General features: G+C 70.1%; 17 protein-coding genes and 1 pseudogene. 9 read left to right on the top strand and 9 right to left on the bottom strand.

The genetic code is table 11. The annotated features are described in order from the left end of the window. The first annotated feature begins 242 nt into the window (after window positions 1–242). The 3 genes from ACIQRL_RS38550 to ACIQRL_RS38540 all read left to right on the top strand — a co-directional run bounded on the left by ACIQRL_RS38550 (window position 243) and on the right by ACIQRL_RS38540 (window position 3,613). The gene (locus tag ACIQRL_RS38550; RefSeq protein WP_401340550.1) at window positions 243–1,325 is read left to right on the top strand and encodes a ferritin-like domain-containing protein; all 1,083 of its coding nucleotides are present in this window, start codon (window positions 243–245) and stop codon (window positions 1,323–1,325) included. Between the two features lie 72 nt (window positions 1,326–1,397). Further along, complete coding sequence (locus ACIQRL_RS38545; RefSeq protein ID WP_401340548.1) at window positions 1,398–2,864, top strand: DHA2 family efflux MFS transporter permease subunit; 1,467 nt, start codon at window positions 1,398–1,400, stop codon at window positions 2,862–2,864. Continuing rightward, a complete protein-coding gene (locus ACIQRL_RS38540; RefSeq protein WP_401340545.1) occupies window positions 2,861–3,613 on the top strand; it encodes an SDR family NAD(P)-dependent oxidoreductase in 753 nt (250 codons plus the stop codon). The genes ACIQRL_RS38545 and ACIQRL_RS38540 overlap by 4 nt, the downstream gene beginning before the upstream one ends. A 223-nt stretch (window positions 3,614–3,836) precedes the next feature. Here the strand turns inward: ACIQRL_RS38540 and ACIQRL_RS38535 are convergent, their stop codons facing one another. From ACIQRL_RS38535 to rhaI, 9 genes and pseudogenes are all read right to left on the bottom strand, one after another. Next, window positions 3,837–4,646 (bottom strand): hypothetical protein, encoded by an 810-nt coding sequence (locus tag ACIQRL_RS38535; RefSeq protein ID WP_401340543.1) that lies wholly within the window; start codon window positions 4,644–4,646, stop codon window positions 3,837–3,839. A gap of 416 nt (window positions 4,647–5,062) precedes the next feature. Further along, on the bottom strand, window positions 5,063–5,602 hold the full coding sequence (locus ACIQRL_RS38530; RefSeq protein WP_401340542.1) for a hypothetical protein: 540 nt from the start codon (window positions 5,600–5,602) through the stop codon (window positions 5,063–5,065). A 217-nt stretch (window positions 5,603–5,819) separates the two neighbouring features. After that, window positions 5,820–6,073: pseudogene (locus tag ACIQRL_RS38525) on the bottom strand (ABC transporter ATP-binding protein); the annotation flags it as partial. Between the two features lie 92 nt (window positions 6,074–6,165). Beyond that, a complete protein-coding gene (locus tag ACIQRL_RS38520; protein WP_401340539.1) occupies window positions 6,166–6,816 on the bottom strand; it encodes a lactate utilization protein C in 651 nt (216 codons plus the stop codon). Beyond that, window positions 6,813–8,291, bottom strand: coding sequence for a LutB/LldF family L-lactate oxidation iron-sulfur protein (locus ACIQRL_RS38515; protein WP_401340537.1), 1,479 nt, complete (start codon window positions 8,289–8,291; stop codon window positions 6,813–6,815). Before ACIQRL_RS38515 ends, ACIQRL_RS38520 begins: the two co-directional genes overlap by 4 nt. Beyond that, window positions 8,288–9,103: a (Fe-S)-binding protein gene (locus ACIQRL_RS38510; RefSeq protein WP_401340535.1), complete on the bottom strand. Its 816-nt coding sequence runs from the start codon at window positions 9,101–9,103 to the stop codon at window positions 8,288–8,290. The genes ACIQRL_RS38515 and ACIQRL_RS38510 overlap by 4 nt, the downstream gene beginning before the upstream one ends. Window positions 9,104–9,357: 254 nt before the next feature. Then, window positions 9,358–10,746: a rhamnulokinase family protein gene (locus ACIQRL_RS38505; protein WP_401340677.1), complete on the bottom strand. Its 1,389-nt coding sequence runs from the start codon at window positions 10,744–10,746 to the stop codon at window positions 9,358–9,360. A gap of 122 nt (window positions 10,747–10,868) precedes the next feature. After that, window positions 10,869–12,908, bottom strand: coding sequence for a bifunctional aldolase/short-chain dehydrogenase (locus ACIQRL_RS38500; RefSeq protein ID WP_401340533.1), 2,040 nt, complete (start codon window positions 12,906–12,908; stop codon window positions 10,869–10,871). Window positions 12,909–13,194: 286 nt separating this feature from the next. Further along, the gene (rhaI, locus tag ACIQRL_RS38495; RefSeq protein ID WP_401340531.1) at window positions 13,195–14,355 is read right to left on the bottom strand and encodes an L-rhamnose isomerase; all 1,161 of its coding nucleotides are present in this window, start codon (window positions 14,353–14,355) and stop codon (window positions 13,195–13,197) included. A 402-nt stretch (window positions 14,356–14,757) separates the two neighbouring features. On the opposite strand from rhaI, the gene ACIQRL_RS38490 reads away from it, so the two are divergent. From ACIQRL_RS38490 to ACIQRL_RS38465, 6 genes are all read left to right on the top strand, one after another. Then, window positions 14,758–16,275, top strand: a complete 1,518-nt coding sequence (locus ACIQRL_RS38490; protein ID WP_401340528.1) for a sugar ABC transporter ATP-binding protein — start codon at window positions 14,758–14,760, stop codon at window positions 16,273–16,275. A 55-nt stretch (window positions 16,276–16,330) separates the two neighbouring features. Further along, window positions 16,331–17,371, top strand: coding sequence for an ABC transporter permease (locus tag ACIQRL_RS38485; protein WP_401340526.1), 1,041 nt, complete (start codon window positions 16,331–16,333; stop codon window positions 17,369–17,371). Further along, window positions 17,364–18,356: an ABC transporter permease gene (locus ACIQRL_RS38480; protein WP_401340524.1), complete on the top strand. Its 993-nt coding sequence runs from the start codon at window positions 17,364–17,366 to the stop codon at window positions 18,354–18,356. The genes ACIQRL_RS38485 and ACIQRL_RS38480 overlap by 8 nt, the downstream gene beginning before the upstream one ends. Before the next feature lie 37 nt (window positions 18,357–18,393). After that, window positions 18,394–19,479, top strand: a complete 1,086-nt coding sequence (gene rhaS / locus ACIQRL_RS38475; protein WP_401340522.1) for a rhamnose ABC transporter substrate-binding protein — start codon at window positions 18,394–18,396, stop codon at window positions 19,477–19,479. Window positions 19,480–19,537: 58 nt separating this feature from the next. Continuing rightward, window positions 19,538–19,858 carry an L-rhamnose mutarotase gene (locus tag ACIQRL_RS38470; RefSeq protein WP_401340520.1) on the top strand — a complete coding sequence of 107 codons (321 nt, stop codon included), beginning with the start codon at window positions 19,538–19,540 and terminating at the stop codon, window positions 19,856–19,858. A 124-nt stretch (window positions 19,859–19,982) separates the two neighbouring features. Then, window positions 19,983–21,407 (top strand): BNR repeat-containing protein, encoded by a 1,425-nt coding sequence (locus tag ACIQRL_RS38465; protein ID WP_401340517.1) that lies wholly within the window; start codon window positions 19,983–19,985, stop codon window positions 21,405–21,407. The last annotated feature ends 67 nt before the right edge of the window (window positions 21,408–21,474 follow it).

The raw sequence follows: 21,474 nt of genomic DNA, 5'->3' as shown, positions 1-21,474 counted from the left end.
GGCGCCTTGTCCGTGTCGTCCCGCGCCAGCGGTGGAACGCGCCATTCCGAAGGGCGGCCGGCGCCCGGATACAGGGGATTTGGGCTGATCGGGGCGCGGGCCGGCCGTTCGGCCCTGCCCCCTGCCCAGGGTTATCCCCAGTGCCTGGGGAGCCTCGAAGAGGCCAGACTTGGCGCGTACTTCCTGAGTCCCGTGCACCTGTTGTGTCCGAGTGTGTGGGCCGTCGCTGTTTGGAGGAACGCGTGAGCACGCGAATCTATGCACTCCCGATCGACCAGACGCGGTGGCAGGTCCCCGGTGGTGGGACGACGGTATTCGACTGGGAATACGACGAGGGCCGGGACCGGCTGCTGAGCCTGTACGAGAAAGGCAAGCAGAAACAGTGGGACGCGGCCGAGCGTCTCGACTGGTCGATCGACATCGACCTCGACAACCCCATGGGCGTGCCGGAACAGACAATCGCCATCTACGGGTCCGAGGTGTGGAGCAAGCTCAGCCAGAAGGACAAGGGCGTCATACGCCATCACCTCGCCTCCTGGCAGTTCTCGCAGTTCCTGCACGGTGAACAGGGTGCGCTGATCTGTTCCTCGAAAATCGTGCACACGGTGCCCGATCTCGATTCCAAGTTCTACGCGGCGACCCAGGTGATGGACGAGGCCCGGCACGTCGAGGTCTACTCGCGCTACCTCAGGGAGAAACTGGGGCTCGCCTACCCGATCAATCCCAGCCTCAAGTCCATCCTCGACGACGTCATATCCGACGCGCGTTGGGACATGACGTATCTGGGTATGCAGGTTCTCATCGAGGGTTTGGCGCTGGCCGCGTTCGGACTGATCCGGGACAATGCCTCGGAGCCGTTGGCGCAGGCGCTCAACACCTATGTGATGCAGGACGAGGCCCGCCATGTCGCATTCGGCCGGCTCGCCCTGCGTGACTACTATCCCGAACTCACCCAGGCGGAACGGGACGAGCGCGAGGAGTTCTGCATCGAGGCGTGCTACCTGATGCAGGAGCGGTTCGTCGGGGAAGAGGTCTGGCGCAATCTCGACATCGACTCGGATGAATGCATCGAGTTCATGCGCAACTCCGAGCATTTTCGCGCCTTCCGCAGCCATCTCTTCTCCCGGATCGTGCCGACGCTCAAGGACATCGGACTCTTCGGACCGAAGATGCGGAATGCCTTCTCCGATATGGGAATCATCGGCTACGAGCATCACGACGTCGAGTCCTTGATGGAGCAGGACGAGAAGATCGCGAGCGATCTCGACCGCAGCCGGATCGAGCAGGTCGAGAAGGTGATCCAAAGGGGCGGCGACGAGGCCTGACGCCGCGCATCCCTCATACCCCCAGGCCTGATCCAGCCCTTCCCCATCCAGTTTCCTCAGGAGCACTCAGCAGTGACGACTTCCGAACCGGCGCGCAAGCGGCTGGGCTTCCTCGCGGTGACGCTGACGGCGTCCGGGGGCACCTTCCTCGCGATGCTCGACTCAACGGTCACCAACCTGGCAGTGCCGGATCTCTCCAAGGACTTCGCCACCGCCTCGTTACCCGACCTCTCCTGGGTCATCAGTGCCTACGCCGTGTTCTTCGCCGCGCTCCTGGCGCCGGCCGGGCGGCTGGCGGACGTACTGGGCCGCAGGCGACTGTTCCTGCTCGGCATCGGGATCTTCACCGGGGCCTCGCTGCTGTGCGGACTCGCGCCCAGTCTTCCGGTCCTCATCGCGACCCGCGCGCTGCAGGGCGCCGGCGCCGCCGCGATGATCCCGGCGTCGCTGGCGATCCTGCTCCTCGACGGGCCGACGGACCAACGGGTGAGGTCGATCGGCGTGTGGAGCGCCGCCTCGGCGTTCGCCGCGGCGGTCGGCCCCAGCGTCGGCGGGGTGCTGGTCGATCTGTTCGGCTGGCGCTCGGTGTTCTACGTCAACCTCCCCTTCGGCGTCCTGCTGATCTTCGCCGCCGTACGGCTGCTGCCCCGCGCGGCCGGTTCGCAGGAGAGGCGGATTCCGGACCCGCTGGGCACCCTCATGGTCGCTCTCGCGGTCGGTGTCATGACGCTGGGAGTCACGGAGGGCGGCACCTGGGGCTGGTGGGACGGCAGGACCCTGGCCTGTCTGGTCGGCGGGGCCGCCCTCGCGGTCGGCGCCGTGCTGCGCTCCAGGAAGCATCCGGTGCCTGCCCTGGAGATCTCCCTGCTGGGCAATCGCACCTTCGCCGTCACGAACGTGGTGTCGCTTCTGTACGGCATGGCGCAGTATCCGTGGCTGTTGGTCAGCGTGCTCTACCTGACCGGCGCCTGGCACTACTCCGAACTCAAGGCGGGCTTCGCCATGACGCCGGGTGCGGTCGCGGCCTCCGTCGCCGCGCTGACGATGAGCCGGCTCGCGCCGCGACTGGGAGGACCCCGGGCCGTCACGCTGTCCGGGCTGCTGATTTTCGAGGCGTGCGGCCTGTGGCTCGTCTTCGGGCTCACCGGCACCCCCTCGTTCCTGACCTTCTGGCTGCCCGCGGGCTGCCTGGCCGGCATCGCGATGGGGGCGGTCACGATGGGGACCTCGGCCGCGGCGGCGCTGAGCGCTCCGCCCACCCGGTTCGCCGCGGCCAGCGGTATGAACACCACCGCCCGGCAGTTCGGCGGCGCGCTGGGCATCGCCGCACTGGCGGTGATCATGCAGCGGCACACGGCGGGCGGCGGCTCGAACCTCGACGCGTACAAGGGCGTCTTCGTCTTCTCCACCGTCGCCGTCGGCGTGGCACTGGTCATCAGTCTGTTCTGGCTGCGCCTCACCCCGCCGTCGCAGCCGCCGGCCGGCGCCGCCAAGGCCGGGACGGCGTCGCCGGCCGCCGAGGAACGGAGCCGTGGATGACGGAGTCCGCGCCGCGGGAACCACGGCGCACCGCGCTGGTGACCGGTGCCAACCGGGGGCTCGGCAAGGAGATCAGCCGACAGCTCGCGGCGCTGGGGATGGACGTGCTGCTCACCGCCCGGGACGAGGAGCTGGGCAGGGCCGCCGCGGCCGAACTAGAGGCCGAGGGCGCCGCCGTCCGATGCGCACGGCTGGACGTGACCGAGGAGAAATCGATCCGTTCGGTCGCCGAGCTCGTCGACCGAACCTTCGGCCGTCTCGACATCCTCGTCAACAACGCGGGAGTGAGCGGACTGGTCCGGGGGGAGCGCCCGCCTCTGGACCAGGTGAGCGTGGAGACGCTGAGGAGCACGCTCGAGACGAACTTCGTAGGAGCGTTCGCGCTGACACAGGCGTTGCTGCCCGCCCTGCGCAGGGCGAGGGGCCGGGTGGTGAACCTGACCAGCGCGCTGGCCACCTTCGCCCGGGCCACGGGAGGCGGTCCGGCGGGGCGGCCGGACCTCATTCCCTACTGCGCGTCCAAGGTGGCCCTGAACATGACCTCGGTGCTCCTCGCCGACCAGTTGAGGGATTCGGGCGTCACCGTCTGCGCGGTCTCTCCCGGATACGTCGCGACCGACATGAACAACTTCGCGGGTACGAGAACGGTTCACGAGGGTGCGCGAACCGTGGTGCGCTTCGCCACCGCGGCCCCCGGCCACCTGCCCGACCGTGCCTTCAACACGGAGGAGGGTGTCGCGCACTGGTGACCGGCGGCTGAGCGCCCGCTGAGCGGCCACGGGCAGAAGCGGCCCGCTCGACAGGGTGCGCCGACCGGAACACACCGGGTCGTACGACGGAGCCCGGTCGCAGCTCGCGGTGAGGTACTCCGCGAGGTGCGACCGGGCTCCGTCGGCAGTGGAGGAGCCGGACGGCACCGCGCCCCTCGGTTCGCGTCGAACCGAGGGGCGCGGTGCCGTCCCGCGTGTGTGATCAGACGGTTTCGGCGGTCCCGGCCAAGTCGTTCTGGACGTCGCGCCGGGACAGGGCCAGGTAGCCGACGAAGCCGACGATGGCGACGGTCCAGGAGGCGGTGACCGGGCCGAGGCCGAGCGCGAGACCGCCGCGCGCGTGGCTGAGCGCCATCCAGTCGGCGACCGACGCGCCGAGCGGGCGGGTGATGACGTACGCGGTCCAGAAGGCGGCGACCGCGTTCAGGGAACCCCAGCGGTGGGCGATGGCCGGGACCGCGATGGCGACGGCGTACAGGACGGCCGAGCCCAGGTAGCCGAGGCCGATGGTGGCGGAGAGGTCTCCGGCCGCGGTGCCGAGCGCGAAGGTGGCGAGCACGGTGGCCCAGTAGAAGGCCTCGCGGCGGCGGGTGCGGATGCTGTGGATGGAGAGTGTGCGCTCGCTGGCGTACCAGACGGCGAACACGGCGCCGAGCGCGACCATGAAGAGCGGCGTGGAGATCGCGTACGGGACACCGAGACCGACATGGAGCACGTCCGCGGCCATCGTGCCGAACACGCTGACCATGACGATGGCGGTCCAGTAGATCCAGGCCACATAGCGGCGCACGGCGAACTGGAGCGCCAGCGAGGCCACGAGAGCCAGCCCGCCGAGGCCCACGGCGGGGATGGGCCCGATCCAGTGGGCCAGGAAGTCGGAGGCCGTCTCGCCCATTCCGGTGGTCAGCACCTTGATCACCCAGAAGTACAACGTGACTTCCGGGACCTTGCTCGCCAGGACGGCGGCAGGCGGGATGCTTCGAGAGTGACGGGTGAGGTGCTCGGTGCTCATGACCCGCACAATGACACGTCCGAAGGCCTCTGCCACAGAGGTCTTTGCCATCGCTTGGGAGCTTCTGGAGCAGGACTTGCCAGGGGCCGCGACGAGCCTGAACGCAACCTGAACGGTCGGGCGAAATGCCTGGTCGGCGCCCTGATCCCGGTGATACGAAGAGAGGTCGCGCGGCTCGACGTGGCGGGCGCGACCCGGGCACCCCGGCCGACCCGTAGGTGTCGAGAATGTGCCCCGGAACCGATCCTGGCAACCCTTCGCACCCGCCGACGCCGGCGGGACGTGAGAGAGGGACGCCGGTCACTCGTCCGGGTGGCCGCCTGAACGGCGGGTCCTGTTCCGTACGACGGTCGCCGTCGTACATGGCGGACGCCGCGTAACACGAGCCGAACTTCCGGAGTCCGAAAGGGGGTTGGTCACTCGGGTGATGGGTCGGTGGCGGTTCGCGTCGGTGGCGACGGCCTGGCCGGGGAGTACGAGAGCTCCCACGCCCTGGCCGGGACGTGCCCCCGCCACAACAGCACGGCGTTCCTCTTCTCCCAGCGTGCCGCGATGCCGGCCCGCGTCAGCCAGTCCAGAGACAGCCACAGGGGGGTCAGGGACAGCCAGGGGCTCAAGGTCAGTCCCATGACCAGTGCCGGTACCAACAGCACGGGGAGGAAACCCTTGTTGACGAGGTTGTGGCGCAGGGAGTAGTCGGCGGGTCGGAGGATTTCGGGGTCGTCCAGCGGAACCGCTTCCTCGAAGGTGCGAACCTCGCCGACCCACCTGAGCCGGGAAGCCTCGAGCGTTCCGAGGAGCACGTTGCACCCGAGCATGAGAAGGATGACCTTCCACACCGCGTCGTCGACCGCGGCAGGTGTCCCGCGCACGCCGAAGGCCACCGGCGCACCGACGACGCAGGCGCACACCGCCATCGCGACGCCCATCAGCTGATGGTGGACATACCTGATCATCGAGCCCCCGTACCCCCGACGCCGAGGGGGTCACACCACCCCCGACATCTCACCCCCACACGGCAACTTCCAGTCCAGGCCCGGCATCCGTCCCGGTCCCGTGAGGGTCAGCCGCGCCGTGTGCCGTATGTCCGCACTGGACGCCGCCAACCGTAGTGTCAGCGGCCCGGTTCAACCACCAGGCGGCCTGAACGGTCGGTGAAGACCGAGAGACCTGCTCCATCGAGCGCCGCAGGGCCTCGTTCGGCTTGGCCGGGTGAGGACGCCGAGGAAGGAGGCTCCGTCCAGTACGGCGACCCAGTCGGCCTCGGGCTGGAGCGGCACGCCGAAGGCCTGCGTCAGCGGGGCGCCCACGGGCGGCCATGAGGTCATCCGGTGGGCGAGTTCGCCGACCCGGCCCCCCTCCCCGAGTTCGCGGGCACCGACCCAGCCGTGCAGAACCCATCGGCGTCGGGGGACGACGGCCCAGCGGACAGGTCGAGGGGTCCGGGCCCACCGGATCCAGCAGCTCGGCGGCGCGCATCCTTGCCTTCTTCCAGCCGATCAGCGGGGGAACCGTCGCGTCACGCTCCGCTCACCAGCACCACCTCCAGGGTGCGCGGTCCGTGCACCCCCTCGACGCGGTCCAGCTCGATGTCGCTGGTGGCCGAGGGGCCGGAGATCCAGGTCAGTGGACGCGCCGCGTCCAGGCGTTCCATGGCCTGCGGTACGGAGGCCACCACCTGGCCGGGAACCCGGACGACGCAGATGTGGTGGTCCGGGACCAGGGTGATCCGGCGACGGCCCTGGTCCGGGCCGCCGTCCAGGACGATCGTGCCGGTCTCGGCGACGGTCACCGCGCACGCGGTGACCACGCTGTCGACCGTGTCCAGTTCGTGCGGGGTTCCCGCGGCCAGGTCCGCGACACGCGTCACGTCGCTCTCCGCCAGCCAGGCCTCGTCCAGACCCGCCGGTACGACGACCGACGTCGCTCCCCGGTCCGCGAGCAGCCGGGCGATCGTCGTCGCCAGGTCGCCGACCGCGCAGCGGTGCACCAGGGCCCGGTAGTCCGCGAGGTTCTCCGCGAGCAGATCCACCGTCTCCGCGACGCTCCGCGCACCGTGCTCGCGCAGATAGCTGCGGCCGAAGGCCTGCTCGTACGGCGTGTCGTCGTCCTGCGGCACGTCCGTGAGGGCCCGTCGCACCCGGCCGAGGATCAGATCCCTGCTGCTCACTTCGTCGTGTCCTTTCCGCCCCGCGTACGTTGCCACCAGTCGCGGAACGACTCGGCCGGGACCGCGGGGAGGTCACGGGTCGCGCTCCACGCCCGGCCGGGGCCCGGCAGGGTCCGCGGGTGGAACCGGCGGGTCCGGGACGCGAGCCGCTGCCCGGCGCCCAGTGCGCCGGGGTGGCTGAACGCCCAGCGCGCCGCGCGCATCGCCGCCCGCTCGGCGGCGTGTCCCTTGGCCGGTTTCAGCACGACCGTGTTGCCCTCCCGTGTCGTCCGGCCGCCCTGCGCGATCCGTTCCCGCAGGTGGACGAGGACTTCCGGGATGTCGATGGCGACCGGGCAGACCTCGTAGCAGGCGCCGCACAACGAGGAGGCGTACGGCAGGGAGGCGTCGATCTCGCTCGCGGTGCCCCGGAGCTGCGGACTGAGGATGGCGCCGATCGGGCCTGGGTAGACAGAGCCGTAGGCGTGGCCGCCCGCCCGCTCGTACACCGGGCAGACGTTGAGACACGCCGAGCAGCGGATGCAGCGCAGCGCCTGGCGTCCGACCTCGTCGGCGAGCGTGTCGGTGCGGCCGTTGTCCAGCAGGACCAGATGGAAGTTCTGGGGGCCGTCCCCGTCCGTCGTGCCCGTCCACATCGAGGTGTACGGGTTCATGCGCTCGGCCGTCGAGGAGCGGGGGAGCGTCTGCAGGAACACTTCCAGGTCCCGCGGGCTCGGCACGATCTTCTCGATGCCGACGACCGAGATCAGGGTCTCGGGGAGCGTCAGGCACATCCGGCCGTTGCCCTCGGACTCGACGACCACGAGGGTGCCGGTCTCGGCGACCATGAAGTTGGCGCCGGAGATGCCGACCTTGGCGCGCAGGAATTTCTCGCGCAGATGCAGACGCGCAGCCTCGGCCAGTTCGGCGGGCGTGTCGGTGAGTCCCTCGGGCGCCGGGCGGCCCCACTCGCCCATCTCGCGGACGAAGATGTCCCGGATCTCGCCGCGGTTGCGGTGGATCGCCGGGACGAGGATGTGCGACGGCCGGTCCTTGCCCAACTGCACGATGAGTTCGGCGAGATCGGTCTCGTACGCGTGGATGCCCGCGGCCTCCAGGGCTTCGTTGAGCCCGATCTCCTGGGTGGCCATCGACTTGACCTTGACGACCTCGCTCTCGCCGGTCATCTTGACCAGGGCCGTGACGATCCGGTTGGCCTCCTCGGCGTCGGCGGCCCAGTGCACGACGCCACCGGCCGCTGTCACCGACTCCTCCAACTGGACGAGATAGCGGTCGAGATGACGAAGCGTGTGGTCCTTGATCCGCTCGCCCGCCTCGCGCAGCTCCGCCCAGTCGGAGAGCTCGGCGACGGCCTTGGCGCGCTTGGTGCGGATGGTGTGGGTGGCGTGCCGCAGATTGCCGCGCAGCGTCGCGTTGTTCACGGCGTCGTGCGCGGCCTTCGGGAAGGCCGGCATACCGACGAAGGTTCCGCTCATGCGCCCGCCTCCTCTTCCGTGCTCGCGTCCGTACTTGCTCCCGCGCCCACTTCCGTTCCCGCTTGCGTGTCCGCCGTCGTGCTCGCCAGGATCTCCGCGATGTGCACGGGCCGCATGCCCGTCCTGAGGCGGCCCATCGTGCCGCCGATGTGCATCAGGCACGAGTTGTCCGCGGCGCACAGCACCTCGGCGCCCGTCGATTCGGCGTTGCGCACCTTGTCGGCGCCCATCGCGGCGGAGACATCGGGGTTCTTGACGGCGAACGTGCCGCCGAAGCCGCAGCACTCCTCGGCGCCGGGCAGCTCCCGCAGCTCAAGTCCCTCGACGGCCTGGAGCAGTCGGCGCGGCCGGTCGCCGAGCCCCAGGCTCCGCAGGCCGTGGCAGGTGGGGTGATAGGTGACCGTGTGCGGGTAGTACGCCCCGACGTCCGTCACACCGAGGACGTCGACGAGGAACTCGGTGAGCTCGTACGTCTTCGGCACGACCGGCGCCAGCTCCCTGGCCAGGGTGTCCCCGCGCCCCTCCGCGCGGGCCCGTTCACCCATCCGCGGATACAGCTCCCGCACCATCGCCCCGCACGACCCGGACGGCGTCACGATCGCCTCGTACTCCCGGAAGACATCGGAGAAATGCCGGGCGAGCGGCTCGGCCTCGTGGCGGTACCCGGTGTTGTAGTGCGCCTGGCCGCAACAGGTCTGCCCCATCGGGAAGTCGACGTCGACACCCAGTCTGGTCAGCAGCTTCACCACGGCGCGGCCGGTTTCCGGATACAGCGTGTCGTTGACGCAGGTCAGGAACAGGGCGACACGCATCGCGGCTCCTCGGTCTCGGTCATCGGATGGGGGCAGGGTACGGGGCGGACGCGCGGCCGGAGAGGCAGCGCGCGCCCGCCGTATCTGTGGTGCGCCGCACGGCGTCTCGCACGGCGCATGGCACTGCGCATCGCAGGCTTGGCCGCACGGCGCGTCGCGCAACGGCCACGTCACGGTGCGCGCTCCACGGTGTGCGTTGCACGATGGGCGCTCCACGGTGTGGGTTCCGCGGTGTGGGTTTCACGCCGTGCGTCTCACGATGTGCCCAGCCTCGCCTCGGCCGCGCGCCACGCCGCCGTGTCGCCCCGCGGCTCGTAGCGGCGGAGCGACTGGGTGCGCGCCACCAGCGCGCGCATCTCGGCGCGGTCGCCCACCAGCCCGTGCGCCCGCGCCTGGACGAGGACGTTGCCGAGCGCGGCGGCCTCCGCCGGGCCCGCCACCACCGGCAGACCGCAGGCGTCGGCGGTGAGCCGGCACAGCAGCTCGTTGCGGGTGCCGCCGCCCACGATGTGCACGACGTCGACCGGGTGGTCCGCGAGGGACTGCGCCCGCTCGATCGCGCGGCGGTGCGCGAGCGCGAGGGAGTCGAGGATGCAGCGGGTGATCTCGGCGCGGGACTCGGGCACCGGCTGCCCCGAGTCCCGGCAGGCGTCCGCGATCCGCGACGGCATGCGGCCCGGCGCGAGGAACGCCGCGTCGCCCGCGTCCACGACGGAACGCAGCGGCGCCACCTCGGCGGCGGCCGCGAGGAGTTCGCCCAGATCGGGGTGGCCCCATGCGCGTACGCACTCCTGGAGCAGCCACAGGCCCATGATGTTGCGCAGGTAGCGGACCGTGCCGTCCAGGCCCAGTTCATTGGTGAAGTTGGCGGCCCGGCTCGCCTCGGTGAGGACGGGAGCGTCCAGTTCCAGGCCCGCGAGCGACCAGGTTCCGGTGCAGATGTACGCGAACCGCTCACCGGTCGCGGGAACGGCGGCCACCGCCGAGGCGGTGTCGTGCGAACCGACCGTCGTCACCGGCACCGGGCCGGTCATCCCGGTCTCCTCCAGCACCCGCGGGAGCAGCGTCCCGGCCGGGTCGCCGGGACGGCGCAGCGGCGCGAACAGCCCGAGGTCGATGCCGAGTCGCTCCGCGAGACCGTACGACCAGTCGCGCGTCCCCGGATCGATCAACTGCGTGGTGGAGGCATTGGTGAGTTCGGTGCCCTGCTCGCCGGTGAGCCAGTACGTCAGCAGATCCGGGATGAGCAACAGACGCTTGGCCGAGGCGAGTTGGGCGGAGGAGCGGGCGGCCGTCAACTGGTAGAGGGTGTTGAAGGGCGCGTACTGCAAGCCCGTCGCCGCGTACAGTTCGGCGGCGGGCACACGCGCCCACACCTTCTCCGCGACACCCTCGGTGCGGGCGTCGCGGTAGTGCACCGGATTGCCGAGCAGTGCTCCGTCGGCGTCCAGCAGGCCGTAGTCCACCGCCCAGCTGTCGAGGCCGACGGAGTCGACCTGCCCGGCCGCGCGCAGTCCGTCGAGAACACCCGCGTACAGCGCCAGGATGTCCCAGCGCAGCCCCTCGGGGACGCGGACCGGCCGGTTCGGGAAGCGGTGCGCCTCGGTCAGGGCGAGGGTGTCCGGGCCGACGCGGCCGACCATGACCCGCCCGCTGGACGCGCCGAGGTCGACGGCGGCGTAGGTGCGCGCGGAGTGGGTGCGCGGGGCGAGAGCGTGCCGGGCGACGGTGTGCTGCGCGACGGTGTGCGGGGCGTTCATCGACGTCATCGCAGGAACGCGGCGGCGACGCCGGCGTCGACCGGGACGTGCAGCCCCGTGGTGTGCGTCAGGTCCCCGCCCGTCAGGGCGAAGACGGCGTTCGCGACATGCTCCGGGAGCACCTCCCGCTTGAGGATGGTCCGCTGGGCGTAGAACTCGCCGAGCTTCTCCTCCTCTATGCCGTACGTCGCAGCCCGCTGCGCGCCCCAGCCGCCCGCGAAGATGCCCGAGCCGCGCACCACGCCGTCCGGGTTGACGCCGTTGACCCGGATGCCGTGGGCACCCAACTCGGCAGCGAGGAGCCGTACTTGGTGGGCCTGGTCGGCCTTGGTGGCGGAGTAGGCGATGTTGTTGGGGCCGGCGAAGACCGCGTTCTTGGACGCGATGTAGACGATGTCGCCGCCCAGTCGCTGCGCGATCATCACCCGGGCCGCCTCGCGCGAGACGAGGAAGGAGCCGCGGGCCATGATGTCGTGCTGGAGGTCCCAGTCCTTCGCGGTGGTCTCCAGCAGCGGCTTGGAGATGGAGATGCCCGCGTTGTTGACCACCAGGTCGACCCCGCCGAAGGCCAGCACCGCCGCCTCGAAGGCCCCGGCGATCTGTTCCTCGGACGTGACGTCCACGGCGACGGCGACGGCCTTGTCGGGACCGCCGAGTTCGGCGGCCACCCGTTCGGCACCCTCGGCGTTCAGGTCCGCGACCACGACACACGCGCCCTCGGCCACCAGCCGCTCGGCGATGGCCCGGCCGATCCCGCTGCCCGCGCCCGTCACCAGGGCGACCCGGGTGGCGAGCGGCTTGGGCTTCGGCATCCGCTGGAGCTTGGCCTCCTCCAGGGCCCAGTACTCGATGCGGAATTTCTCCGACTCCTCGATCGGCGCGTACGTGGAGACGGCCTCGGCCCCGCGCATCACGTTGATCGCGTTGACGTAGAACTCGCCCGCCACCCGCGCGGTCTGCTTGTCCTTGCCGAAGGAGAACATGCCGACTCCGGGGACCAGCACGATCGCCGGGTCCGCGCCGCGCATCGCGGGGGAGTCGGGCAGCGCGTGCCGCTCGTAGTAGGCCGCGTACTCCACGCGGTACTCGGCGTGCAGTTCCCCGAGCCGGGCGAGCGCTTCGTCGAGGGAGGCGGTCGGCGGCAGGTCGAGGACGAGCGGCCTGACCTTGGTGCGCAGGAAGTGGTCCGGGCACGAGGTACCGAGTGCCGCGAGCCGCGGGTGTTCGGCGCGGGCCAGGAAGTCCAGCACCTCCTCGGAGTCGGTGAAGTGGCCGACCTGCGGGCGGTCCTGGGAGGCGATGGCCCGGAGGTGCGGCGCGAGCGCGGCGGCCCGCTCGCGCCGCACATCCGGGGCGAGCGCCTTGTAGCCCTCGACGACGGGTCCGAAGGGCTCCGCCTTCCCCCGCTCGGCGAGGAAGGTCTCGGCGGTGCGGATGATGTGCAGCGAGTTGCGCTCGCACTCCTCGGCGCTCGCGCCCCACGCGGTGATGCCGTGGCCGCCCAGGACACAGCCGATGGCCCCCGGGTTGGCCTCCTTGACCGCCGCGATGTCCAGGCCGAGCTGGAATCCGGGCCGGCGCCACGGCACCCAGACCACGCTGTCGCCGAAGCACTCGGCGGTCAGCTTCTCCCCGTCGGCCGCGCAGGCGAGCGCGATCCCGGAGTCGGGGTGCAGATGGTCGACGTGCGGGGCGTCGACGAGCCCGTGCATCGCGGTGTCGATCGACGGCGCTGCACCGCCCTTGCCGTGCAGGCAGTAGTCGAAGGCGGCGACCATCTCGTCCTCGCGGTCGACGCCCGGGTACACCTCGGTCAGCGCCCGGAGCCGGTCGAGACGCAGCACCGCGAGTCCGGCCTCGGTGAGGGTGCCCAGGTCGCCGCCGGACCCCTTCACCCACATCAGCTCCACGTCACCGCCGGTCACGGGGTCGGTGTCGGTGCCCTTCGCGGAGGTGTTGCCACCCGCGTAGTTGGTGTTGCGGGGATCGGCGCCGAGCCGGCGCGACCGCGCCAGCAGAGCGGCGGCTTCGGGATGGGGTGCCATGGTCATGGTCCTTAGGGAGAGTGTGTACGTGCACTGGGGAGCGAACCCGAGGAGGAGCGCCCCTCAGGGGCGCGGGGAACTGCGCGACCGGCCCACGACGGCCCGCAGCCCGGCGGCCCCCTCGCGGGGCAGGCGCGGTACGGGTTGGACCCAGGCCCACCTTGTGGGGCAGTCACGACACGGAGGGCTGGGCTTCGGCCCGTCAGGGCCCGCGCCTTGTGGCGGAGGGGCGGCACCAGGGCCGGAGCTGGCTCCGGCCCTTGGGGGAGAGGTGCCGGGTACGGGGCTAGGCCCCCCACCCGGCCTGCTGCCCACCCACCCGCTCCGCCGCGATCCGGTCCGCATAACCGGACCGGCGGTACGCGGCCACCGGGTCGGGGTCGAGCCCCAGCTCGGAACGGACCTCGGCGAGCAGCGGACGTACGTCCGTGTTGTACGCGTCCATGACGACCGCGTTGGCGGCGAGGACGTCCCCGCTCCGCTGGGCCTCGGCGAGCGCGGGGCGATCGACGAGGAGCGCCTTCGCCGTGGCCTCCTGCACGTTCATCACCGAGCGGATGATCGCCGGGATCTTCGCCTCGATGTTGTGGCACTGGTCGAGCATGAAGGCCACGTCCGGGGTGAAGCCGCCGCCGCGGATCACCTCGTACATGATCCGGAAGAGCTGGAAGGGGTCGGCCGCGCCCACCATCAGGTCGTCGTCGGCGTAGAAGCGGGAGTTGAAGTCGAAGGCGCCGAGCTTGTCCTCGCGCAGCAGCGTGGCGACGATGAACTCGATGTTGGTGCCGGGGGCGTGGTGGCCGGTGTCGACCACGACCTGCGCCTTGGGGCCGAGCTTGAGGCAGTGCGCGTAGGCCGTGCCCCAGTCGGGGACGTCCGTCGCATAGAAGGCCGGCTCGAAGAACTTGTACTCCAGCAGCATCCGCTGGTGGTCGCCGAGCCGCGCGTAGACCTGCGCGAGGGCCTCGGCCAGCCGGTCCTGGCGCTCGCGCAGGTCGTCCTGGCCGGGATAGTTCGTCCCGTCGGCGAACCACAGTTTCAGGTCCTTCGAACCCGTCGCGTCCATGATGTCGACGCATTCGAGCAGGTGGCCGACGGCCTTGCGGCGCACCGCCGCGTCCGGGTGGCAGACGGAGCCGAGCCGGTAGTCGTCGTCCTGGAAGGTGTTGGAGTTGATCGCGCCCAGCTTCAGGCCGCGCTCCTCGGCGTGCTTCGCCAGCGCCGCGTAGTCGTCGACCTTGTCCCAGGGGATGTGCAGCGCGACGGTCGGGGCCGCGCCGGTGAACTCGTGCACCTTGGCCGCGTCGTCCAGCTTCTCCTGCGGGGTCCGGGGCACGCCCGGTTGCGCGAACACCTTGAAACGGGTTCCCGAGTTCCCGTACGCCCACGACGGCGTCTCGACGGCCTGGGTCTTGAGCGCGGCCTTCACCGCGGCGAACTCGGTCACTTCGGGGCTCCTACGACTTCGAATGGAACAGCTTCTTCGACGGCTTCCTGAACCGCTTCACGACGGCCGCGCCGGGCCCCTCCCGCGGTAAGCGCCGACGGGCTTCCCGAGGGGCTCCCCCAAGGACTCCCCGAGGGGCTTCCCGCGGTCCTGCTCGCAGGGCTTCCCGAACACAGGGTCTGAAACGATTCAGGAGGTGAAGCTATGAGCCCTCCGAAGGAGTGTCAACCCCTCCGGCGTGGACCGTTCGCCGTGACCCTGTTGTGACACATGGCCGTCGAAGAATTTCGACACGAACCCATTGACGCGACCTGGGTGACCTGTCTAACGTCCCGGCAATCCAATTGAAACCTTTCACGACGCTGTGGGGGCCGTCCCGCCGGCGTCGTCGAGGAGCCCCTCATGACCCACCCGTCCGACACGGGACCGACCCCGGTGCTGGCGCTGAAGGACCTCTCCAAGTCCTTCGGTGCCGTACGCGCCCTGCGGGACGTGTCCCTGGAACTGTTCCCCGGCGAGGTGCACGCGCTCGCCGGAGAGAACGGCGCGGGCAAGTCGACCCTCATCAAGACGCTCGCCGGCGTGCACCGACCGGACGCCGGCCAGGTATTGCTGGACGGCGAACCCACCGTCTTCCACGGCCCCGCCGACGCCCGGGACGCGGGCATCGCGGTGATCTACCAGGAGCCCACGCTCTTCCCCGACCTCTCGATCGCCGAGAACATCTTCATGGGCCGCCAGCCCCGGCGGGCGCTCGGCCGTATCGACCACAAGGCGACCCGCGCGGCGACCGCCGCCCTGATGAAGCGCCTCGGTGTCGAACTCGACCCCGAACGCCCGGCGCGCGGTCTGTCCATCGCCGACCAGCAGATCGTCGAGATCGCCAAGGCGCTGTCCTTCGACGCCCGCGTCCTGATCATGGACGAGCCGACCGCGGCCCTCACCGGCAGCGAGGTGGCCCGGCTGTTCGGTGTCGTGCGCACCCTGCGCGAGCAGGGTTCGGCCGTGCTGTTCATCTCGCACCGGCTGGAGGAGATCTTCCAGATCTGCGGGCGCGTCACGACCCTGCGCGACGGGGCCCTGATATCCAGCGAGCCGCTGGACGGCATGACGGAGGACGACCTGGTCCGCCGGATGGTCGGCCGCGACCTCGACGAGCTCTATCCCAAGCAGGACGTCGACGCGGGCGAAGTCGCCCTGAGCGTGCGCCGATTGACCCGGGAGGGCGTCTTCACCGATGTCTCCTTCGACGTCCGGCGCGGCGAGATCGTCGGACTCGCCGGGCTCGTCGGCGCCGGCCGCACGGAGGTCGCCCGGTCCGTGTTCGGCGTGGACCGCTGGGACGCCGGGGAGGTGGAGGTCGACGGCAGGGCTCTGACGAACGGCGCCCCCTCCACCGCCATGGCCGCCGGGCTCGCCCTCGTCCCCGAGGACCGGCGCGCCCAGGGCCTGGTGATGAACATGTCCATCGAGCGCAACATCGGCCTGACCGGGCTGCGTAAGACGGTCAGGGCGGGCCTGATGGACCGCGGGGCCGAGCGCAGCCGCTCCCTCGACTGGGCGGTCAAGCTCCAGGTGAAGTACGCCCGGATCGCCGACTCCGTCTCCACGCTCTCCGGTGGCAACCAGCAGAAGGTCGTCCTCGCCAAATGGCTGGCCACCGGCCCCAAGGTGCTGATCGTCGACGAGCCCACGCGGGGCATCGACGTCGGCACCAAGGCCGAAGTGCACCGGCTGCTCAGCGAGTTGGCCGCCGACGGAGTGGCCGTCCTGATGATCTCCTCCGATCTGCCCGAGATCCTCGGCATGGCCGACCGCGTGCTCGTCATGCACGAGGGCCGGCTCACCGCCGAGATCCCACGTTCCGAAGCCACCGAGGAATCCGTGATGGCCGCCGCCACCGGGAGGGCCGCCGCATGACAGCCAGCGAGAGGGCTGCCCGAATGACCCCGATCATCCCCCGGAGGGCCGCCGCATGACGGTGACCGCGCCCACCCCCGCCCCCGCCACCGAGGTGCCCAGGTCCAGCGGCACCCGGCTGGTGGACCGTGTCTTCAAGATGCGCGAACTCGCCATCCTGGCGGTCTTCCTGGTGATGATCGCCATCACCCAGATGGGCAACAGCGAGTTCCTGTCCGAGCAGGGCATCAAGGACCTGCTGCTGAACGCGACCATCCTCGTGCTGGTCGCCACCGGCCAGTCCCTCGTCGTCATCACCCGCAACGTCGACCTGTCGGTCGGCTCGACGCTCGGCATCAGCGCCTTCGCGGCGGGCACCTATCTGCAGGGCGGCGGCAACCCCGTCGTCGCCGTCGTCCTCGCGGTGCTGCTCGGCATCGGCTGCGGACTGGTCAACGGACTGCTCGTCAGTCTCGGCCAGGTACCCGCGCTCGTCGTCACCCTGGGCACCCTCTACATCATCCGGGGCATCGACTCGATCTGGGTCGGCTCCCGTCAGATCACGGCGGCCGATCTCCCCGGCGGATTCGTCGACTTCGGCTCCGGCGGCCTCTCGGCGGTGCCGTATCTCGCGCTGATCGCCGTGGCCGTCCTGGTGGTCGCCGCGTACTACCTCAAGCACTTCGGCAGCGGCCGCGAGCTCTACGCGCTCGGCTCCAACCCGGAGGCCGCGCGGCTGGCCGGCATCCCGGTCCGCAACCGCATCCTGACCGCCTACGTCGTCTGCGGCGGCCTCGCCGGACTCGCCGGGGCCCTGTACCTCGCCCGGTTCGGCAACGTCGACTCAGGCACCGGCACCGGATACGAACTCACCGTCGTCAGCGCGGTCGTGGTCGGCGGCGTCGTCTTCACCGGCGGATCCGGCAGCGTCTACGGGGCCGCGCTCGGCGCCCTGCTGCTCACCTCCATCAACAGCGTCCTGCCCGCCCTCGGCGTCAGCTCCGTCTGGGTGCTCGCCATCAACGGCATCCTGCTCATCCTCGCCATCGCGGTCGACCGGATCGTCGCGCTGCGCGTGGCCGCCGCCCTGAAGAAGAGGAACGCCCGCCATGGCTGACTCCGCTCTCGCGCGCGCCGTCCGCTGGGACACGGTCGTCGGCGCCCTCCTCATCGTCCTGCTGCTCTTCTCCTTCTCCTTCGTGGACGGCTTCGGCAACGCCCTCAACCTGTCGTTCCTGATCGGCAACACCCTGCCGATCGCGCTGATCGCCCTGCCGATGACCCTGCTCGTGGTGTCCGGCGAGATCGACCTCTCCGTCGCCTCCACGGCCGGGCTCTCCGGCTCGGTGATGGGCGTCCTGTGGAACCAGGGCATGGCGATCGAGACGATCATCCCGCTCTGCCTGGTGCTCGGCGTGGTGTGCGGGCTCGTCAACGGCCTGCTGGTGACCCGGCTCGGACTGCCGTCCCTCGCCGTCACCATCGGCACGCTCGCCGCCTACCGGGGCATCGCGCAGATCGTGCTCGGCTCCGACGCGGTCACCGACTTCCCCACCCAGTACCAGGACTTCGCGGCCGGACGCATCGGGGACACGTTCGTCCCGCAGGCACTCCCGCTCTTCCTGGTGCTGCTCGCCGTCGCCGTGGTCGTGCTGCACGCCACCCCCTTCGGGCGGTCCGCGTTCGCGATCGGCGCCAACGAGGAGGCCGCCCGGTTCGCCGGCATCCGGGTCAAGCGGCAGAAGCTGCTCCTGTTCGTCGCGACCGGCTTCATGGCCTCCCTGACCGGTGTGTTCTGGGCCCTGCACTACGCCAGCGCCCGCTACGACAACGCCACCGGGCTCGAACTCTCCGTCGTGGCCGCCGTCCTGCTCGGCGGTATCGACTTCGACGGCGGCAAGGGCACGCTCGGCGGCGCGATTGCGGGAGTCTTCCTGCTCGGCTCGCTGCAGAACGTGATGAGCCTCCTCAATGTCTCCGCGCAGTCGCAGATCGTCGTCACCGGCGTTCTGCTGGTCGTCTCCGTGCTCGGCCCCCGGGTCGCACGGCAGATCTCCGTAGCGAGGGCGGGCCGCAGAGCCGCCTCGACTCCGATCTCGTAACCCCGCTCCGCTCACCCTCGTAAAGGAACCCTCAGTCATGCGCAAGTCTTCGATCCGCCGCACCTGCGCGGCGCTCGCCGCCGTCACCTCCCTCGCCCTGGCCGTCACCGCCTGCGGCGGCACCACCAAGAACGACGTCAAGGACTCCGGTGCCTCCAACGCCGCCGCCGGCGGCAAGGCCGACCCGAACGCGGCCACCAAGAAGGGCCTGACGGTCGGCTTCCTGCCCAAGCAGGTCAACAACCCGTACTTCACCTCCGCCGACAAGGGCGGCGAGAAGGCCCTCGCCGAACTGGGCTCGAAGTACAAGGAGGTCGGCCCCTCCAGCGCCACCGACACCAGCGGCCAGGTGAGTTACGTCAACACGCTCACCCAGCAGCAGGTCGACGCGATGGCCGTCTCCGCGCAGGACCCGGGCGCCCTGTGCACCGCGCTCAAGCAGGCCATGACGAACAAGATCAAGGTCGTCACCTACGACTCCGACACCAAGGCCGACTGCCGCAACGCCTTCGTCTCGCAGGCCAGCGCCGAGGACCTGGGCCGTACCGAGGTCCAGCTCCTCGCGAAGCAGATCAACTACAAGGGCGAGATCGCGATCCTGTCGGCCGCGCAGACCGCCACGAACCAGAACACCTGGATCGACTTCATGAAGGCCGAGCTGAAGGACCCCAAGTACAAGGACGTCAAGCTGGTCAAGGTCGCCTTCGGCAACGACGACGCCCAGCAGTCCTTCCAGCAGACCCAGGGCCTGCTGCAGGAGCACCCCAAGCTCGCCGGGATCATCTCCCCGACCACCGTCGGCATCAAGGCGGCCGCGCAGTACCTGTCCGGCTCCAAGTACAAGGGCAAGGTCAAGCTGACCGGCCTCGGCACCCCCAACGACATGCGCAAGTACGTCAAGAACGGCACCGTCGAGGGCTTCGAGCTGTGGGACCCGGCGAAGCTCGGCGAGCTGGCGGCCCGTACGGCCGTGGCGCTGTCCTCGGGCCAGATCACCGGCAAGGAGGGCGAGACCTTCAAGGCCGGCGACATGGGCTCCTTCACCATCGGCAAGGACGGCGTGATCAGCCTCGGCAAGCCGACCGTCTTCGACGCCAAGAACATCGACCAGTTCAACTTCTGACGGTCTGACGGTCTCGTCGGCCGGATTCCGCCCGACTCCCAGGCCCGGAGGGTCATTGATGCACCGTGTGTGCTTTCTGCTGAAGGTCCGTGCGGACCGCCTCGACGAGTACCGCGAGCGGCACGCCGCCGTGTGGCCCGAGATGCTCGACGCGCTCTCGGCCACCGGCTGGCACAACTACTCGCTCTTCCTGCGCGAGGACGGCCTGCTGGTCGGTTACCTGGAGACCGAGGACTTCGCGGCCGCGCGGGCCGCCATGGAAGCCACCGACGTCAATGCCCGCTGGCAGACGGAGATGGCGCCGTTCTTCACCTCGCTGGACGGCGCCAGACCCGACGAGGCCATGCAACCCCTCACCGAGGTGTTCCACCTGGCGTGAACGGCCGAGGTGTTCCGCCTCGTCTGAATGGCCGAGGTGTTCGGCCTCGCCCGAACAGCCCGTCCGTCATGTCCGAACAGCCCGCCCGACACACCCGCCCGCAGCCCGATCGAGGAGCCCGTACATGAGACGACGCACCGTGCTGACGACGGCCCTGCTGGGCGCCGTGGCAGGCCCCGCACTCACCGCCCAGACGGCCAGGGCCGCCACTCCCGGCCCCTCCGTCGCCCAGTCCGGCACCACCCAACTCGACGCCCAGGCCCTCTACTTCGTCTCGTACGACGGCCTGGTCAACAACAACTCGTTCCAGAAGAACGGCTTGTTGACCTACGGCGGCTACCAGTACGCGGCCTGGTACACCTCGGACCGCAGCGCGGTCGTCGCCCGCCGCGCGCTGGGCGCCACCACCTGGTCCAAGATCACGCTCGGCCACAAGCTCAAGAGCGACGACTCCCACAACGTCATCTCCCTGGGCGTCTCCAGAGCCGACGGCCGGCTGCACCTGAACATGGACTCGCACAGCGACGGCTTCTTCTACGTCAAGTCGGTGGCCGGGCTGCTCGACAACGCCGCGTCGACAGCCTGGACCTCCGCCGTCCTCGGGTCCGTCCAGACCTCCCTGGACGGCCTCGCGCTCACCACGCAGTTCACCTACCCGCAGTTCGTCGCGACCCCGTCCGGCGGACTCCAGCTCAGCTACCGCGTCGGTGTCTCCGGGAACGGGCGCAACGCCCTTGCCGAGTACGACGGTTCGTCCTGGACCGCGCTCGGCGAGTGGTCCGCCTCCACGGGGACGTACACCAGCGCGCACGGGTCGAGCACGGCCCGCAACATGTATCTGCACGGGATCGACTACGACGTGAACGGCCGGCTGCACTCCTTCTTCACCTGGCGCGAGCAGAACGCCGCCGTGATGTGCAACGCCGGCGGCATCACCAACCACGACACCGGCTACGTCTACTCCACCGACCGGGGTCGGAGTTGGCGCAACGACGCGGGTACCGTCGTCGGCACCACCGGGACCTCGGGCACCGTGGCCGTCACCGACACCGGACTCGTCGTCGACGCCCTCGACCCCGACCACTCGCTGATGAACCAGGAGAGCCAGGCCACCGACTCGGCGGGGCTGCCGCACGCGATCATCAGCTATGTGCCCGGACGCTTCGGCCAGTGCACCACCAACTACGTCACGGACCGCACGGCCAACGGCCGGGCCTTCCACCTGCGCAAGAACTCCGCGGGCGGCTGGACCAAGACCGAGATCCCGATCGCCCTGAACTCCAGCCAGCGCACCAAGCTGGTCCTCGACCGGTACGACAACGCCTACGCGATCATGCCGTTCGGGCGGATCGCCGGCGCCTCGAAGTCCTCCGGACACACCGACTGGAAGCTCCTGTTCGACGGCAGTGGCCTGAACGCGTTCGGCGAGGTCGTGATCGACGAGACGCGCGTCTCGCAGGACGGAACGCTGTCCGTGATGTACCAGGAGAAGTCCAGCGGAACCACGCCGTCGGCGCTGCACGTCATCGACTTCCGGCTGCCCTCATGACCACTGTTTCCGGCCCGCCCGCGGGTAATGTGAGGGCCTGCCCGCCGCTTCTCGTTCTTCTGGAGGT

Source organism: Streptomyces sp. NPDC091209, assembly GCF_044757755.1.
Taxonomy (GTDB): Bacteria; Actinomycetota; Actinomycetes; order Streptomycetales; family Streptomycetaceae; genus Streptomyces.
Note: the sequence above shows the minus strand (reverse complement) of the source record. Positions and strands in the feature narration are given on the sequence as shown.

What these genes read in the sequence shown, in the direction of transcription:
- ACIQRL_RS38490 (WP_401340528.1), top strand. Translation starts at nt 14,758, where the DNA reads ATGACCCACCCGTCCGACACGGGACCGACCCCGGTGCTGGCGCTGAAG.
- ACIQRL_RS38500 (WP_401340533.1), bottom strand. Translation starts at nt 12,908, where the DNA reads ATGGCACCCCATCCCGAAGCCGCCGCTCTGCTGGCGCGGTCGCGCCGG.
- ACIQRL_RS38505 (WP_401340677.1), bottom strand. Translation starts at nt 10,746, where the DNA reads ATGGTCGGCCGCGTCGGCCCGGACACCCTCGCCCTGACCGAGGCGCAC.
- rhaS (WP_401340522.1), top strand. Translation starts at nt 18,394, where the DNA reads ATGCGCAAGTCTTCGATCCGCCGCACCTGCGCGGCGCTCGCCGCCGTC.
- ACIQRL_RS38470 (WP_401340520.1), top strand. Translation starts at nt 19,538, where the DNA reads ATGCACCGTGTGTGCTTTCTGCTGAAGGTCCGTGCGGACCGCCTCGAC.
- ACIQRL_RS38535 (WP_401340543.1), bottom strand. Translation starts at nt 4,646, where the DNA reads ATGAGCACCGAGCACCTCACCCGTCACTCTCGAAGCATCCCGCCTGCC.
- ACIQRL_RS38540 (WP_401340545.1), top strand. Translation starts at nt 2,861, where the DNA reads ATGACGGAGTCCGCGCCGCGGGAACCACGGCGCACCGCGCTGGTGACC.
- ACIQRL_RS38485 (WP_401340526.1), top strand. Translation starts at nt 16,331, where the DNA reads ATGACGGTGACCGCGCCCACCCCCGCCCCCGCCACCGAGGTGCCCAGG.
- ACIQRL_RS38515 (WP_401340537.1), bottom strand. Translation starts at nt 8,291, where the DNA reads ATGAGCGGAACCTTCGTCGGTATGCCGGCCTTCCCGAAGGCCGCGCAC.
- ACIQRL_RS38465 (WP_401340517.1), top strand. Translation starts at nt 19,983, where the DNA reads ATGAGACGACGCACCGTGCTGACGACGGCCCTGCTGGGCGCCGTGGCA.
- ACIQRL_RS38480 (WP_401340524.1), top strand. Translation starts at nt 17,364, where the DNA reads ATGGCTGACTCCGCTCTCGCGCGCGCCGTCCGCTGGGACACGGTCGTC.
- ACIQRL_RS38510 (WP_401340535.1), bottom strand. Translation starts at nt 9,103, where the DNA reads ATGCGTGTCGCCCTGTTCCTGACCTGCGTCAACGACACGCTGTATCCG.
- ACIQRL_RS38530 (WP_401340542.1), bottom strand. Translation starts at nt 5,602, where the DNA reads ATGATCAGGTATGTCCACCATCAGCTGATGGGCGTCGCGATGGCGGTG.